Source organism: Roseobacter phycocola, assembly GCF_042055075.2.
In the GTDB taxonomy this organism is placed as follows: domain Bacteria; phylum Pseudomonadota; class Alphaproteobacteria; order Rhodobacterales; family Rhodobacteraceae; genus Roseobacter.
On the sequence record NZ_CP194010.1, the window covers coordinates 3601302 to 3614782 of the forward strand.

Genomic DNA, 13481 nt, shown 5'->3' on the forward strand with positions numbered 1-13481 from the left:
CTTTAAAAGATCGATACGTAAATGTCGGACTGGATCAGTGCGCCGGCGCCGTCAGGCGCGGTCACCGTGGTGAAAACGGCCTGCGGTGCAGGCAGAACAGGGATCAGGGTGCGGGGGCCGAACGGGCCCGGCCGTGAAAGACTGAACCGCTGCAGCGGACGGGCCCGGGCGGGCAGAGGGCTGCGGGTTCGGATTACATGCGCAGGCGTGCCGTCGGGCAGGTCCACGGGCCCAAGCGGGTCAAATTCGATTTCGCCTTCGGCGTCCTCGATGATCACCTCATCGCTGCCGGGTCCGGTCACATGATACGCCCAGTATGAGGCGAGAGCCTCGCAGCGCAGGGTCATCCGCCGCAGACTGCCGGGCACCAGCCCGATGCTGACCTGAGCCAGTTTCCGGCTGGAAGGCGGTTGTGGAACGTCCGACGGGCCGGCGGCACTCAGAACGGCATGATCCAGATGCTCCGGCAGACCGATCTGTGGAATATGGGTCCAGTCCGCACCATCTGTCAGCGCGATGACATCGGTGTTCTGGACGTCCAGGTCCAACGACACAGCTTCTGGCAGCTCGGTGTTATCCTCTTCTGCCAGAATGAGGATGCGCGGCCCCATCTGGCGCAGCAAAAGCCCTTCTTTGTCAAACCCGGCGGGATCTGTGGGCCGCACCGTAACAGGCGGCATATTCGGGGCGTAGTAATCATGTTCCAGCCGAAGCTGTGCGACAGCGCCCCAGGTCATCAGACTGCCTCCGCGGGTCTGGTGTCACCGCCCGGCGCACGGATGAGCGGCGTAACAGCGCGCACGGCACCGGCGTCGATCATGACTGAGCGCATCTTGAACATCACCGACGGGACATAGCGCCCGCCAAGGTTGCCCCAGAGCTGGCCAACCTCTTCGACCCGCAGATTGGAAATTTCGACCGTCAGCTGGGAAATACCCGTGGGCATCTCGGGCACCAGCTGCGGTGTCATGACGGGATTGGCCTGAAAAAACATCAGAGCAGCCGAGATAAGTTTAAGGCCCTCGCCATAGATTTCCGGATCATGCCCGGATGCGAGCATAAAGTAGATATCGAGGTGCACCGGCGGCGCCTTGCCCAGTTGCACGGAGGTCCGGGGGCGGGTGCCTCGCGGGACGGAATCCTGTGCGATGTTGGTCAGGAACAGTGTCAGCCGGTTGCGCGATTCAGCTGTCGGTTTGCCCTCTGCATCCGAGAGCGGGCCTATCGCCACCAGATCCTCGGATACCCCGAACAGCGCGGAAAGATGCGCGTTCAGCCGGTCACTCACAAGGTTGAGGGCCTGATCAATCACAGCGGCACAGCACCTCCGGTCCTGGACAGGTAAGGTGCGCCGGAACAACAGAGGTCGGAGAACGTGGCAGCGGCTTACCTTTCGTTAACAGCTTTCCGCAGCGTAACCAGGAGTTGTTCAAAAGCAATATCGTTCGCCTTTATTTTTCAATTTTTCCGGGTGAGGCCGGCTAGTTTTCTACTTTTTGTCCGTATCGCAGAACGATTTTCACAAACCCGGATACGGCGAGGCCGCTGGCCAGAAACCAAAGAGAAACATAGAGATAGATGCCCAGCATCAGACGGTCATCGCTTTGCTGCGAGATCACAGTGTTGGCCCGTCCGACGATCTCATTCGCGCCAATGACGGAGGCCGTCGCCGAGGCCATGATGATGATCAGAAAGTACTGCGTCCAGGCGATGACAAAGGTTTCAAGCGCTCCGGGCTGACCTTCAGCGCGCTGCCGGAAGTAGCCCAGGGACTGGTCGGAGCAGAATCCGATGACCGGAAAAATCAGTGCCAGAGATGCCTTGATCCAGAGCGGGACGGCATGGATTGAGCCGCTGATTTCCACCTCACTTGGGATCATGGAAGCCATGTAAAAGAGCAGCACGAAACTCGGCACATTGCGGCAGATGTTCGTGGCCAGCCTGGAGGGGGCATCCAGCACCGTGGCCCCCCCATGACGCAGACGCCCGAGGCTGACACCGATGAGCGTGCCGACCGTCATCGCAATCGCCGAGATCAGCAGGTTCATCGCGAAGCCGGCGGCAAGATATCCGGTGTGGGGCAGCACGTCCTGGATCATGTGCGCACCAGCCTGCGCCGCAGCGCTTTGAATACCCACAAAAGACCGAGCACCAGCAGAAAATAAAAGACGAGCAGCCCATTCATCATTGTGGCGGTATCAGCGCCCTCGGACACCAGAAGATTGATGGTCGAAATCAGTTCGCCCACGGCAATTGCGCTGGCCATACCTGCAGCCTTTACAATGTTCACACAGGCGGCGACCAGTCCGTCAAATCCACGGGACACAGCGCCGGGCAGGAGTGACAGGGCAGTACGGTCGGGATGCGCCGCCTGCTCAGCGGTCAGTGCGTGGCTGAGAATGATGGTGTTGGTCGCACCCGCATAAAGCGACAGGATCACAGCGGCGATCCCGAAAGAGCCGGGCACAAAGCCGCCCGAATTCCCGAGAATGCCGCCGAGGCCAAAGAAGACTATGTAGAGCTGCAGGATGGGCGGGGTCATCCGCGCCACGGTGATCAGGATGCGCTGTGGGATCAGCAGAATCCGCCCGATCAGCCCCATGCCTGAAAGCACGGCATTCATCAGCGACAGCGTGACACCAACAAAGAGCGAACCCACGATGGCCAGAGCACTGAGAGCCAGGGTCAGCGTCAGACCTTTCGCCAGCCGGGCGCGGTTATAGGGGCTGGCCGCCGCGCGCAGGTCAATGCCCGTCATCTCATAGAGCGACACGATCCATCCCGGCGGGTCCGGGTCCGGTGCGGACTGCAGTGGTGCTTCGTTCAGGCAGATGTCCGGGCGCTGGCCGCTTTGTGGATCCCGGGCGCACAGGCTGACCCCTTCGCGGGTTTCGCGCCAGAGTGTGTTCTTGTCACGGACAAAATCGCTTTGAGGAATGCCCCATTTGTCCTGTAGTTCCAGGATCCGGCCCGACGCGTGCCATTCGCCGATCATGTCAGAGATGAACCGGCCAAGGTCTTCCTTCTCGGTTCCCTGAGCCACCAGAACCGCCCAGGGCGATACGAGAATGGCCTCGTCCATGATACGGAAATCCGGATCCGGCTGGTCGAGGATGAGCTGCGCCAGGGCGGTGTCATCGAACGCCCAGCCAACGCAGCGTTCCTGCTGCAGCGCCAGGCGGGAATCGCGGTTGGACGAAAAGTATTCCCCGTCGATCCCGTAGTCCTCTTCAAGGGCCCGGTTGTAGTAGGCCCCGCGGTTAAGGCAGAGCTTTTCGCCGCGCAGATCGGCCCAGGAGGTGAAATCATAGACGCTGCGTGTCAGCACGACGACACCGCTGGAGTAATAGTTAGGCTGCAGCAAACCGGCCTGCCTGCGGCGTTCAGCCGTATCGCCGGTTGTGGCGATCACAACATCGACCACCCCCTGGTTCACCCGCCCCATCCGGTTGCCCGAAGTCACCGCCTGAAGTTCCAGCCCGACCCCCAGACGATCCGCCAGATCGCGGGCGAGATCCGGCTCCAGCCCGACCAGGGCCCCTTCACTGTCGCGCATGCCCCAGGGCGGATAGTCATCCTTGACGCCCACGATCAGTGTGCCGCGCTGGAGAACATGCGCCAGCCGCCCTGTTGGTTCTTCCGGAAGGCCGGCCCGCAGGTCCGGCGGTACATCCTGAGCCGCAGCAGGTTGCGTGCTCAACGCGCCCATCAGGGCAAAAAGACAGGCGATCGTCCTCAGCATGTTGCCTCGGCGCAGATGCCATATCCCCAGCGCACCGGGCAGACCGGGGTCAGCAAACTGTCGATCCAGCGGGCCAGAGCGTTGTGCAGCAGCCAGCTTTCCGGCAGCACGCTTTCGCAGCTCAGCTTTTGCAGGGTGAAGCCCGCCGCTGCCAGCTCCTGTGCCAGTTTTGCCGGATCAAAAAGCTGGTAATGCAACACAACGTCCTGGCCATCTTCGGTGCGGCGACGGTAATGCACGAGCCCATCCCGCGCGCCAGCCGCCTGTTCTGCGCGAAAGCGGCGCGCGCGGTTGGGCACGGAGATCAGCAACCGGCCTGAACCGGGTTTAAGGGCGCGGAACATACGGGCGAGGGCATCTGCCCGCGCATCCGGATCTGTGATGTGGCCCAGAACGCCGAACAGGCACAGTACGAGGTCAAACGGCCCACTTTCCTGAACATGCCGGTCCAGATCTGCCGCTTCCGGACCCAGCACCGCCAGATCATCCCAGCCTGCAGACATTGCGCGCGACCTTACGGTATCAAGGGCGGCAGGGCTCACATCAAACCCTGCGGCACGCCCGACAAGACCCTGAAGTCGCAGAAGATACCTCCCGCTGCCACAGCCAAAATCGAGAACCGCGCTCTGCGGGGAAACCATTCCTGCAATCCGCTGCCACATTGTCCGGTTTGGCGATGGGTAGCGGCGGTCATAAAAGCCGGACGTGAAATACAGTTGATAAGACGCGCGTGTCGTCGCATCCCCCGGTGTGACAGGCGGCTCACTGGTGTCTGGCCGGTCTGTTTCCTGAACCGTCAATTGGGGCTGACGCTGCCGGTACCCAGCACGTCCTCCAGTCTTTTGCGCCAGTCGCGGTTGCGCATCTGTCTGATGAGGGCGCGGTCGATCTGGCGGCGCAGGTCTTCGGAAACGGACACATGTGAGATACCCCAGCCGTAGGGTTCGTTCCGGTAAACGTTCGGCAGCACGGCAATTTTGTTTTCGTAAGTATCCTGGCGGCTCAGATAGGTCAGCGCGATCCAGTCCCCCAGCACGCCATCTACCTCGCCTTTGGCCAGCAGATTGGCGGCCTGACGCCAGCTGCTCACAAGACGGACACCGCCCGCGAGCGCTGGGTCGTCGTCTACGGTGATGTCTTCGCGTTCGGGGTCTTCCGGATTGCAGACGAGCTGGTCGACACGCCGATCAAGCGCGGTGGCGAGGTCTGTTCCTTTGTCCGCGTCCCCTTTGAGCTTGCCGTACTCAGTCAGCAACAGCGCCTGGGCGGTGGAACAGTCAAGGGTGGCGATGCGCATCTGAGTGAGTTCGGAAGCAGGCACCTTCTGCTGCGCGCCAACGGAGCCGACGAATGCCGACGTCAGAACGCCCAGCAGGGTTGCGGACAATGCGGTGCCAACAACCGCGAGAAAGATTTCCAGAACTTTTGCAACAGCAGTGGAATAGCCGTCCCCGACGCCCCGCAGGCCGATGGTCCGGATAATTGACTCCAGCAGAGACCGCAGCCAAAGCGTTGCCCGCCCGCCGGGATCGTCTTCTTTCGCGAACAGCAGCCAGCGGATCAGGAAGGCCATAATGAGGTTGAATGTCAGAAACAGGAGCACGGCCTGGGCAACTGTGGGGTGCAGGATCGTTTCAGCAACGATCTTTTTCGCCTGGGTGAAATCGATAGCGTTCGACGGCGGCAGGGCCAGGGCAAGACCGGATGACAGATACTGCTGAGAGAAGTCATAGGACTCCATACGCTGCGAGGTGATTGTCAGCGGTGCAATCACTACGTCAATACGCCCCGACACGAGGCCGATCTCTTGTCCGTCGATTGTGTTGCAGGCAACAAATGTCACGTCAGGTGCCACTGTCCGGCCGACGTCATCCGGGACAAAAAGCGACCGTTCCACCCGCCGCCAGAGCTCGTAAGCGAAACCGGCCGGAGCGCCGGAGGCGTCAAAATAGGCAAAAGGCTCAGCGTTGTCCCGCAGTGCGACGACAATGTCACCGGCCGGCCGGACCTGAGGACAGGCATGTGCCGGTGCACCGGTTCCGGTGAGGGTTGTGATGATGAGGGAGAACAGGAGCAATGCGCGGATGATCAAGGTCTTTGCTCTTTCCCGGAGTGATTTATGGCTTCAATTCAACTATTTAAGAGAGAAACATCTTGAACGGCTCAACCCTAGGGCAATTTTCCGCCGATTTGCAAGAAAACAATTCAAACGGGAATTCAGAAGTGACCAGCAACCAGAAACCTTGATTTGGCGCACCCCTCTCTCTAGCCTGACGGGAAGTCTGATTGATTTTCCGCGTTCGGCGGGAGCAGGAGCCAACCCCGGATGAGAATACGCGAAGCGCAGAGCCAGCGGACGCAGAAGGTGTTGCCATCTGCCGTTCGTCCTGCGCCGGTCCCGCAGGATGGTCAGGGGCTGTCAGGTCTTCAGGCCGCGGCAGACATGAGCCGTCCGCGCCAGACAGCCGCAACACTGCAGGCCCGCGCGCGCAGCCACAGCCCTTCCGTCAGCAGGCCCCCCGTGCCGGTGATCCAGCGGGCCGCAGTGATCCCCTATGACACCTGGAAATCGCGCAGCGCAAAGGCGGGTCTGAAGCGCTCGGATCTGTTGCTGCGGATCGACGAAGCGCTGATCCTCTACCAGGCTTCCGTCTTTATGGACGTGAAAACGCAAAAGGAGCGGCTGCAAAACCTGAAGCTGCGGATCAACGCGTGGATCGGTTCCAAAAATGCCAAATACGCCAACAAGAAACGCAATTCGCGCCGCATGAAGGAAGTGCAGGACCTGTGCGATCAGGTGGAAGCGAAACAGGTCGAACTGAACGAAGTGCCGGATGACAATCCGGATGTTGGCAAACGCACGATCTTCACCTTCGACATCTACAACCGCATCCGGCTGCGCGTGCAGCAGATCATGTCCGTGCCACCGCGGGACATCGAAACAGAGACGGCAGAAAAGATGGTCGCTGGTCTGGCAGAGATGCGGGAGAAGGTGCGCGATATTGATGGCTACCATGATCCGGTGACCGCCATCTGGGATGCCTGTTCTGTGATGATCGCGCTGGGTGAAACACGGCTGAACGTCGCGGTTGCAGCAAAGAAACTGCGGCGGCATCCGCGCCCTGTGCCGCTGGACCGCTACCGGGCGCGTTTCAAGCGCCATTACGCCCGCGCCGAAGCGCAGATAGAAGCGCAGAATGACAGAGGGCGCACTGTTGCGCCGCATGTTTTGGCATCAATGCAGCAGGCGCGGGATGATGTGGACCTGTATTCGGCCATTGCAGGCAAAGGGGAGCCGGAGGAGACAGATTTCGACCTGCCCGAAGGGTTCAGCGACTCCATGGATCTGGCTGGCGAAGCGCTGAATGCGCTGGGTATGCAGGGCACGGGTGGCGTGGGCAACGAAGGTCTGGAGGATTACTGGAAGACGACGATTCCGGAGGGCGAATCCGAACAGAAAACCGCAGCAAAACAGATGGCGGCAACCATCATGGGCGGTCTGCACAGCGCCATTGAGGACGACCCCGGCGCCATGGACAAGGTGTCGGGCAGCGCAGATATCGGCACCAGCGCGGTGATGAGCGTCAAACTGGGCGCCGAGATCGGCAGGTTGTTTGCCATCGTCTCAGACTGTAACCGGCGCCTGAAAACAGACCCGAAAAACAGCAAGCTCAAGGCCAGAAAACACAAAGCAATCGCCGAACTGACGTTCCTGTCCACGGTAGGCACCACAGAGATGCTGGGCAAATATCTGGGCGGTGCGTTCACGGCGATGCGCGGCAATGGCCAGAAGTTCGATTCCAACATGTTCAGCAGCGACAGCACCGATGTCAGCACGGACATGAAGCTGACCGGTGATGCTGCTGGTGTCGTGCTTGGCGCGGTCGACAGCGTCAAAAATATCGTCACGATGTGCAAAAATATTTTTGACCGGGCCAAACCGGTCAAAAACGACAACAAGACGATAGGCGAACACGGTCAGGACCTGTTTGATTCTGTGCATGAGATCGCCGGAGCCGCCAACAGCGTGGCGAAATCCTATTCTTCTGTACGCAAGCTTTACGAACAGATCGCGGCCGGTGGTCAGATTGCGTCCGAGAACGCGGGGGCTGTCTCGGACGTGGTGCGGGGGACGGTGAACAACGTGCCGGTTATCCCGGTACTGGGACTGATCAAAGGCTGCATGGATTTTGTCAGCGAAGGCATCAAGCTCGCACGCACGGGACATGCGGCGCATAAGGCAAAGGCGATGGGCAGGAAGCTGACGGAAAAGTTCAGTGAGCCGCTGTATCTTGCGTTTGTGGTCACCCGCGACAAATTCATCAAACAGATCCACCGGGCGATCATCGATATTATTCACGCGGCCGCATCGATTACAGCAGGGGCGCTGACGGTCAGCGGACTTGGCGCGGGTATCGGTGCCGCGATCGGGATGGTTTCCACCGCCGCGAAACTGACGCAGCTTGGTATCCGGAAGTTCAAGCAGCACCGGCGCGACAAAAAGGGGGGCTCTGCCACCAACCTCGAAAAGGCGGCAGCGACCGCCGACGGCGAAGAGTTTGTGAACCACGCGCTGTTGCGGACGCAGGAAAAGCTTGCCGGCAAAAAGAAACGCGGGCGCTATGATCTGGATAAGACGACCGCTAACAAAGAGTTCCGTTACAATTTTGCGGCCATGGAAATTCTGCGGGCCCCCGATGAGGAACGGAAATGGTTCTTCGATGCACTGAACATCCGCCGGGATGCGCAGCGGATCGAAAACAACGACACTCCGGGCTTTAACAAGGAACAGGCCAAAATGGCGCTGATCATCAAAAGTCTGAAAGAAAGGTAGGCCAGAGTGGCGACGCCCGAAGAAATGGCCCGTGTGCTGGACATCGCCGGTCTGAACCCGGTGCTGATCGATGTGGCGCCCGAACCCTATCACATTGCTGTGCCGTTTCCGGGTCAGAGTGTCGAGGACGAGCCTGTTCTGCGGATCAATCTGCTGGATTCGGCGGATGGTGACCTGGAGCTCTGGCAGATGGTGGTGGTGATTCCCGCTCAGGCCGTTTCTGACCGGGCGTGGGCGCTGGTGCGCAATATGCTGAACACCGTGAATATGTCTCTGACGGTTGGCAAAGTGCTCGCCATGGAAGAGGAGCAGATGGTGTATTTTACCTGTAATCACCTGGCCCCGCCGGGGGACAGTGCGTTGCAGAGCGGCCCTGCTGTCGTAAGTTTTGTGCTGGAAAACCTCGCGGTTCTCGCACCTGCACTGGTCGATGCGCTGTGCACTGATCCGGCACCGGACTTTGAGGCGGCAGAGCGCTCGCTGGAAGAGACGCACAAGGCTTTGAGCGAACTGGCGGATGCGATTTCAACTTCGAGGTGAAATTGCCTCAGGAATGTGCCAGGATGCCGGCATACCGAAAGGATAAAGATCATGGCCCAGATTTTCGCTTCCGAACGCAGCCAGGCAGCCGCCCCCGCGGCAAAATCCGCGAAAGGACCAGCGGACACAGCGCCGGAACAGGCTCTCGCCGGGTTGCAGGCTGAGGCTGATCAGAGCGCGGCAACGGGCCGTCTGGCTCAGATGCAGAGCCGCGAGCGTGCGCCGGCGCAGCGTATGGAAGAGGAAGAAGCGCTGCAGGGTAAGTTCCGGGGCGATGCCGTCCAGCGCATGGAAGAAGAGGAACTGCAGGGACGTTTCATCGAGCCACCCGCGCAGCGGATGGAAGAGGAGGAAGCGCTGCAGGGTAAATTCGCCGATGCGCCCGTCCAGCGCGCAGAAAACGACGGTGGTATGCCCGCAGGCCTGAAATCAGGCGTCGAGAGCCTTTCGGGCGTTTCCATGGATGATGTGAACGTGCACTACAACTCGGCAAAGCCAGCGACGCTTCAGGCTCACGCCTTTGCGCAGGGCAGTGATATTCATCTGGGACCCGGTCAGGAAAAGCACCTTGGCCACGAGGCCTGGCACGTGGTGCAACAGAAACAGGGCCGCGTACAGCCTACCATGGACATGGGCGGTACACCGGTGAATGACGATGCAGGGCTCGAGACCGAGGCCGATACAATGGGTGCCAAAGCGGCCCAGATGGCGTCAAAAGATCAGGAAACCTGAACTCCGGCCGCTGGTCCAGGGCTCAGATGACCTTGATCACATCCTTGTCGATTGCCAGCATATAGCCGCGCCGCGCAATATTCTTGACCAGCAGCTCAGAGACAATCTGGTTGCCCAGCGTGTCGCGAAGCCGCTTGATCCGCGTGGCCCCTGCGGCCTCTTCGCAATCAGCCGGGCTGCGCCCCGAAATCATGCCCTCAATTTCTGACCCGGAGAGCACATCATCGTCCATACGTGCCTCCGCGAGGACGGACATGGTTTCCATGGCGGCATCCGTCAGCCTGAAGCCGAGATTGTTCAGATAGACGGTATTCTCTTCGCGGCTGATCAGCAGGGAACTGACCTGGATGCCGGCCCGTTCAATCTGTGCCATGCGACGGTTGAAGCCAACCAGCAGCACAAGAAAAACCAGCGCCGCAATCAGCATCGCCGTGGCAAAGACCAGCAGGACAAAGATCACCAGCCTGTAACTGGCCAGCGTGTCTGAAAAAGCCGTGCCCGACTGTGCCAGAATTTCCAGCAGTTTGACTTCAGCCTGCGTGGTCAGATTGTCGTTTTCAATGAACAGTCTTTCGACCCGGGCGTTAAAAGCATTTGCGTCCGGCAGCGCCCAGAAAAGCATGACGGCGGCCACCGCCAGTATGAGAACAATTGCCACAATGCCGAACACAGCAATCCGGCCGCCCGAGCGCCGCATGTCAGAAGCGGAGGTAGTTTGGTCCTGCACTCTGTTTCCTTTCAGCCAGCCCGTCGGCATTAAATACTGAAACGATGTTCAGCAAGGTCCACCCCTGCGCGGACAGGCGTGCGGCCAGTTCAGCCTGAGCCGCTTGTCTGGAACACTGGGAAACCTCAGCAACACCATAGTGCAGCCGGAGCGGGTTATCCTGCTTGGCCTTATAGTCTGCATAACAGTCTGCGGCCTGAGCCGCGTGACCTGCGCAGATTGCGGCAGTCAGCACAATTATGAGAGCGGTCTGTTTCATGGGCCAACACTGCGCCCCCGTGGCGGGATATTCAATAACAAAGGGGGTTTAGCGCCTGTGTTATCGGATAGCAGCGCGGCGATATTGCCTGTCGGAAGGGTGTGACCCCAGTTTGACTGCACAACAGGCCGCCGGTTTGCGGACGGCCCGCAGACCACTCGAAAGGACCACGCCCATGACCAGGAAATTCATCGCAACCGTTGCCGCCGCTGCCATCTGCATCACTGCGGTGGGCAATGCACCCGCACGGGCGGATGAGGATGTGCTGCGGGCTCTCGCTGCGATCGCCGGTGTTGCAATTGTTGCAAAGGTGATCAACGACCGGAAAGACCGCAAGCGCGATGAGGCCGCGACCCGCAACACCTACAAACCCGTGCAGCGTCAGGCTGCCCCGGTCTATCGCCTTGAGCCACGACCGTTGCCGCGCCGCGTCGAACGCCGGCTTTTGCCGGGCGACTGCCTGCGCAGTATTCCGACCCGCGACAGAACCTACCGGATTTTCGGCAAACGCTGCCTTGAGAAAAATTACAGCTACACCAAAGAACTTCCCCGCTCCTGCAAGGTGAAGTTCAAGGGCCCTAACGGCAAACGCAGAGGCTGGGACGCCCGTTGTCTGCGCCGCGAGGGATACCAGTTGGCCCGCCGCTGAGGACGGGTCATCCCGGTGCCATCCATTTCCCGGCTGGCGCCAAACTCCGGGAGGGGGTGTTCGGGCACTCTCTCCCCTTTTTAACCAGTGCGGCGCGCGTTCCGGGAAGGGAGCGCGCGTTTTTTCCGGCGCACCGGGGTTGAAAAGCGCGGGCGTTCGTCCGATCACGGTCTGATGAAACCGGACTTCGAAATGGAACGCAGGCTCATAGCGACCGGCATGCTGCGGGTCGCGGGCGTGGATGAAGTGGGGCGTGGACCGCTCGCGGGGCCGGTAACGGCCGCCGCGGTCATTCTCGATCCTGAAAACATCCCCGAAGGTCTGAATGATTCAAAGCAGCTGACGAAAAAACGACGTGAGCACCTTGCCGATCTGCTGGCCGGGTGTGCCGAAGTTTCGGTTGGCCATGCAACTGTCGCGGAAATTGAGCAGGAGAACATTCTGCGGGCCAGCCACATCGCAATGCAGCGCGCCCTCGCGGGACTGGCCTCTGCGCCGGATCACGTGTTGATTGACGGATCTATGATCCCGCGCGGGCTGAACCTGCCTGCGACCCCGGTCGTAAAGGGCGACACGCGCTGCCTGTCTATTTCGGCGGCCTCCATCGTCGCGAAAATTGCGCGTGACAGGATCATGGTGGATTTGGCGCAACAGCATCCGGGCTATGGATGGGAAACCAACATGGGTTATGGATCAAAAAGCCACATGGAAGCGCTTCGAAATCTTGGGCCGACCCCACACCATAGACGTACCTTCAAGCCGGTCTACAATATGTTGTATCAAGAGAAAATCGTAAGCAGTTGATTCAAAAAAGAATTTGACCGCGAATCGCGTTTGAATCATCTTGGTCTCAACCAACGAGTGCAAAAAGCACCGGGACTGAGGCAGAATGATGAAAACGAAAACGAAGAGCGCTGCGGCGCTCCCCCTCAACACGATTCTGGATGGTGACTGCATCGAAATGATGAACAGTCTGCCGGAGGAATCGGTCGATCTTATCTTTGCAGACCCACCGTACAACCTGCAGCTCAAAGGTGATCTGCACCGCCCGGACAACAGCCGTGTGGATGCTGTGGATGACGCCTGGGACCAGTTCTCCAGCTTCAAGGCCTATGATGATTTCACCCGGGCCTGGCTGAAAGCGGCGCGCCGTCTGCTGAAACCCGATGGTGCGATCTGGGTGATCGGCAGCTACCACAACATTTTCCGGGTAGGAGCGGCGCTGCAGGATCAGGGGTTCTGGATTCTGAACGATGTCGTCTGGCGTAAATCCAACCCGATGCCCAATTTCCGTGGCAAGCGTTTTACAAACGCCCATGAAACCATGATCTGGGCGGGTAAGAGCGAGAACAGCAAATACACGTTTAACTATGAGGCGCTGAAATCCCTGAACGAGGGCATTCAGATGCGTTCGGACTGGGTGCTGCCCATCTGTAACGGGCATGAACGTCTGAAAGACGAGAAGGGTGAGAAAGCGCATCCGACGCAAAAGCCCGAAAGCCTGCTGCACCGGGTTCTGGTCGGATCGACTAACCCGGGCGATGTGATTCTTGATCCGTTTTTCGGAACAGGCACCACAGGTGCCGTTGCCAAAATGCTGGGTCGGGATTTCATCGGGATCGAGCGCGAGGCCGCCTACCGGAAGGTCGCGGAGAAACGCATCAGCCGGGTGCGCAAATTCGACCGCGAAGCCCTCCAGGTCAGTGTATCAAAGCGGGCCGAGCCCCGCGTGCCGTTTGGCCAGTTGGTTGAACGCGGTATGCTGCGCCCGGGCGAAGAGCTGTATTCAATGAACAAGCGTCACAAGGCCAAGGTGCGCGCCGACGGAACCCTTGTCGGGGATGATGTCAAAGGCTCGATCCACCAGGTCGGTGCGGCACTCGAAAAAGCCCCGAGCTGCAATGGCTGGACGTACTGGTGTTTCCGGCGGGACGGAAAAACCGTTCCGATCGATGTTCTGCGCCAGCAGATCCGTTCCGAAATGGACAGCTGACACCA

15 protein-coding genes are annotated in these 13481 nt (G+C 59.7%); 7 read left to right on the forward strand and 8 right to left on the reverse strand.

The genetic code is table 11. The features are described 5' to 3' along the window. Positions 1-2: 2 nt before the first annotated feature. The 6 genes from AB4K19_RS17820 to AB4K19_RS17845 all read right to left on the reverse strand — a co-directional run bounded on the left by AB4K19_RS17820 (position 3) and on the right by AB4K19_RS17845 (position 5834). Complete coding sequence (locus AB4K19_RS17820; protein WP_375229605.1) at positions 3-737, reverse strand: hypothetical protein; 735 nt, start codon at positions 735-737, stop codon at positions 3-5. Then, on the reverse strand, positions 737-1312 hold the full coding sequence (locus AB4K19_RS17825; protein WP_375229606.1) for a DUF4255 domain-containing protein: 576 nt from the start codon (positions 1310-1312) through the stop codon (positions 737-739). The genes AB4K19_RS17820 and AB4K19_RS17825 overlap by 1 nt, the downstream gene beginning before the upstream one ends. 169 nt (positions 1313-1481) lie before the next feature. Continuing rightward, positions 1482-2099 (reverse strand): hypothetical protein, encoded by a 618-nt coding sequence (locus AB4K19_RS17830; protein WP_375229607.1) that lies wholly within the window; start codon positions 2097-2099, stop codon positions 1482-1484. Next, on the reverse strand, positions 2096-3742 hold the full coding sequence (locus tag AB4K19_RS17835; RefSeq protein WP_375229608.1) for a transporter substrate-binding domain-containing protein: 1647 nt from the start codon (positions 3740-3742) through the stop codon (positions 2096-2098). The genes AB4K19_RS17830 and AB4K19_RS17835 overlap by 4 nt, the downstream gene beginning before the upstream one ends. After that, complete coding sequence (locus AB4K19_RS17840; protein ID WP_375229609.1) at positions 3736-4383, reverse strand: class I SAM-dependent methyltransferase; 648 nt, start codon at positions 4381-4383, stop codon at positions 3736-3738. Before AB4K19_RS17840 ends, AB4K19_RS17835 begins: the two co-directional genes overlap by 7 nt. A gap of 155 nt (positions 4384-4538) precedes the next feature. Then, entirely contained in the window at positions 4539-5834 is a 1296-nt protein-coding gene (locus AB4K19_RS17845; RefSeq protein ID WP_375229610.1) for a transporter substrate-binding domain-containing protein, read from the reverse strand. Between AB4K19_RS17845 and AB4K19_RS17850 the strand changes: the two genes are divergently transcribed. From AB4K19_RS17850 to AB4K19_RS17865, 4 genes are read left to right on the forward strand one after another with little or no spacing between them, the layout of a single operon-like run. Further along, positions 5827-6072, forward strand: a complete 246-nt coding sequence (locus AB4K19_RS17850) for a hypothetical protein (RefSeq protein ID WP_375229611.1) — start codon at positions 5827-5829, stop codon at positions 6070-6072. The genes AB4K19_RS17845 and AB4K19_RS17850 overlap by 8 nt on opposite strands. Continuing rightward, on the forward strand, positions 6069-8576 hold the full coding sequence (locus tag AB4K19_RS17855; RefSeq protein WP_436398471.1) for a hypothetical protein: 2508 nt from the start codon (positions 6069-6071) through the stop codon (positions 8574-8576). Before AB4K19_RS17850 ends, AB4K19_RS17855 begins: the two co-directional genes overlap by 4 nt. Positions 8577-8582: 6 nt before the next feature. Next, complete coding sequence (locus AB4K19_RS17860) at positions 8583-9116, forward strand: hypothetical protein (RefSeq protein ID WP_375229614.1); 534 nt, start codon at positions 8583-8585, stop codon at positions 9114-9116. A 51-nt stretch (positions 9117-9167) separates the two neighbouring features. After that, positions 9168-9848, forward strand: coding sequence for an eCIS core domain-containing protein (locus AB4K19_RS17865; RefSeq protein WP_436398473.1), 681 nt, complete (start codon positions 9168-9170; stop codon positions 9846-9848). A 22-nt stretch (positions 9849-9870) separates the two neighbouring features. Here AB4K19_RS17865 and AB4K19_RS17870 read toward each other — a convergent pair whose 3' ends face one another. Both AB4K19_RS17870 and AB4K19_RS17875 read right to left on the reverse strand, forming a co-directional pair. Next, entirely contained in the window at positions 9871-10545 is a 675-nt protein-coding gene (locus AB4K19_RS17870; protein WP_375230926.1) for a hypothetical protein, read from the reverse strand. A 1-nt stretch (position 10546) separates the two neighbouring features. Next, complete coding sequence (locus tag AB4K19_RS17875; protein WP_375229616.1) at positions 10547-10834, reverse strand: hypothetical protein; 288 nt, start codon at positions 10832-10834, stop codon at positions 10547-10549. A gap of 175 nt (positions 10835-11009) precedes the next feature. On the opposite strand from AB4K19_RS17875, the gene AB4K19_RS17880 reads away from it, so the two are divergent. From AB4K19_RS17880 to AB4K19_RS17890, 3 genes are all read left to right on the forward strand, one after another. Continuing rightward, the gene (locus AB4K19_RS17880; protein WP_375229617.1) at positions 11010-11483 is read left to right on the forward strand and encodes a hypothetical protein; all 474 of its coding nucleotides are present in this window, start codon (positions 11010-11012) and stop codon (positions 11481-11483) included. 174 nt (positions 11484-11657) lie between these two features. Beyond that, a complete protein-coding gene (locus tag AB4K19_RS17885) occupies positions 11658-12287 on the forward strand; it encodes a ribonuclease HII (RefSeq protein ID WP_375229618.1) in 630 nt (209 codons plus the stop codon). Positions 12288-12375: 88 nt separating this feature from the next. After that, positions 12376-13476 (forward strand): site-specific DNA-methyltransferase, encoded by a 1101-nt coding sequence (locus tag AB4K19_RS17890; protein ID WP_375230927.1) that lies wholly within the window; start codon positions 12376-12378, stop codon positions 13474-13476. The last annotated feature ends 5 nt before the right edge of the window (positions 13477-13481 follow it).

Coding starts and splice junctions, on each gene's coding strand:
- AB4K19_RS17875 (WP_375229616.1), bottom strand. CDS start 10,834: ATGAAACAGACCGCTCTCATAATTGTGCTGACTGCCGCAATCTGCGCA.
- AB4K19_RS17885 (WP_375229618.1), top strand. CDS start 11,658: ATGAAACCGGACTTCGAAATGGAACGCAGGCTCATAGCGACCGGCATG.
- AB4K19_RS17830 (WP_375229607.1), bottom strand. CDS start 2,099: ATGATCCAGGACGTGCTGCCCCACACCGGATATCTTGCCGCCGGCTTC.
- AB4K19_RS17840 (WP_375229609.1), bottom strand. CDS start 4,383: ATGGTTTCCCCGCAGAGCGCGGTTCTCGATTTTGGCTGTGGCAGCGGG.
- AB4K19_RS17880 (WP_375229617.1), top strand. CDS start 11,010: ATGACCAGGAAATTCATCGCAACCGTTGCCGCCGCTGCCATCTGCATC.
- AB4K19_RS17870 (WP_375230926.1), bottom strand. CDS start 10,545: ATGCGGCGCTCGGGCGGCCGGATTGCTGTGTTCGGCATTGTGGCAATT.
- AB4K19_RS17855 (WP_436398471.1), top strand. CDS start 6,069: ATGAGAATACGCGAAGCGCAGAGCCAGCGGACGCAGAAGGTGTTGCCA.
- AB4K19_RS17820 (WP_375229605.1), bottom strand. CDS start 737: ATGACCTGGGGCGCTGTCGCACAGCTTCGGCTGGAACATGATTACTAC.
- AB4K19_RS17835 (WP_375229608.1), bottom strand. CDS start 3,742: ATGCTGAGGACGATCGCCTGTCTTTTTGCCCTGATGGGCGCGTTGAGC.
- AB4K19_RS17850 (WP_375229611.1), top strand. CDS start 5,827: ATGATCAAGGTCTTTGCTCTTTCCCGGAGTGATTTATGGCTTCAATTC.
- AB4K19_RS17890 (WP_375230927.1), top strand. CDS start 12,376: ATGAAAACGAAAACGAAGAGCGCTGCGGCGCTCCCCCTCAACACGATT.
- AB4K19_RS17865 (WP_436398473.1), top strand. CDS start 9,168: ATGGCCCAGATTTTCGCTTCCGAACGCAGCCAGGCAGCCGCCCCCGCG.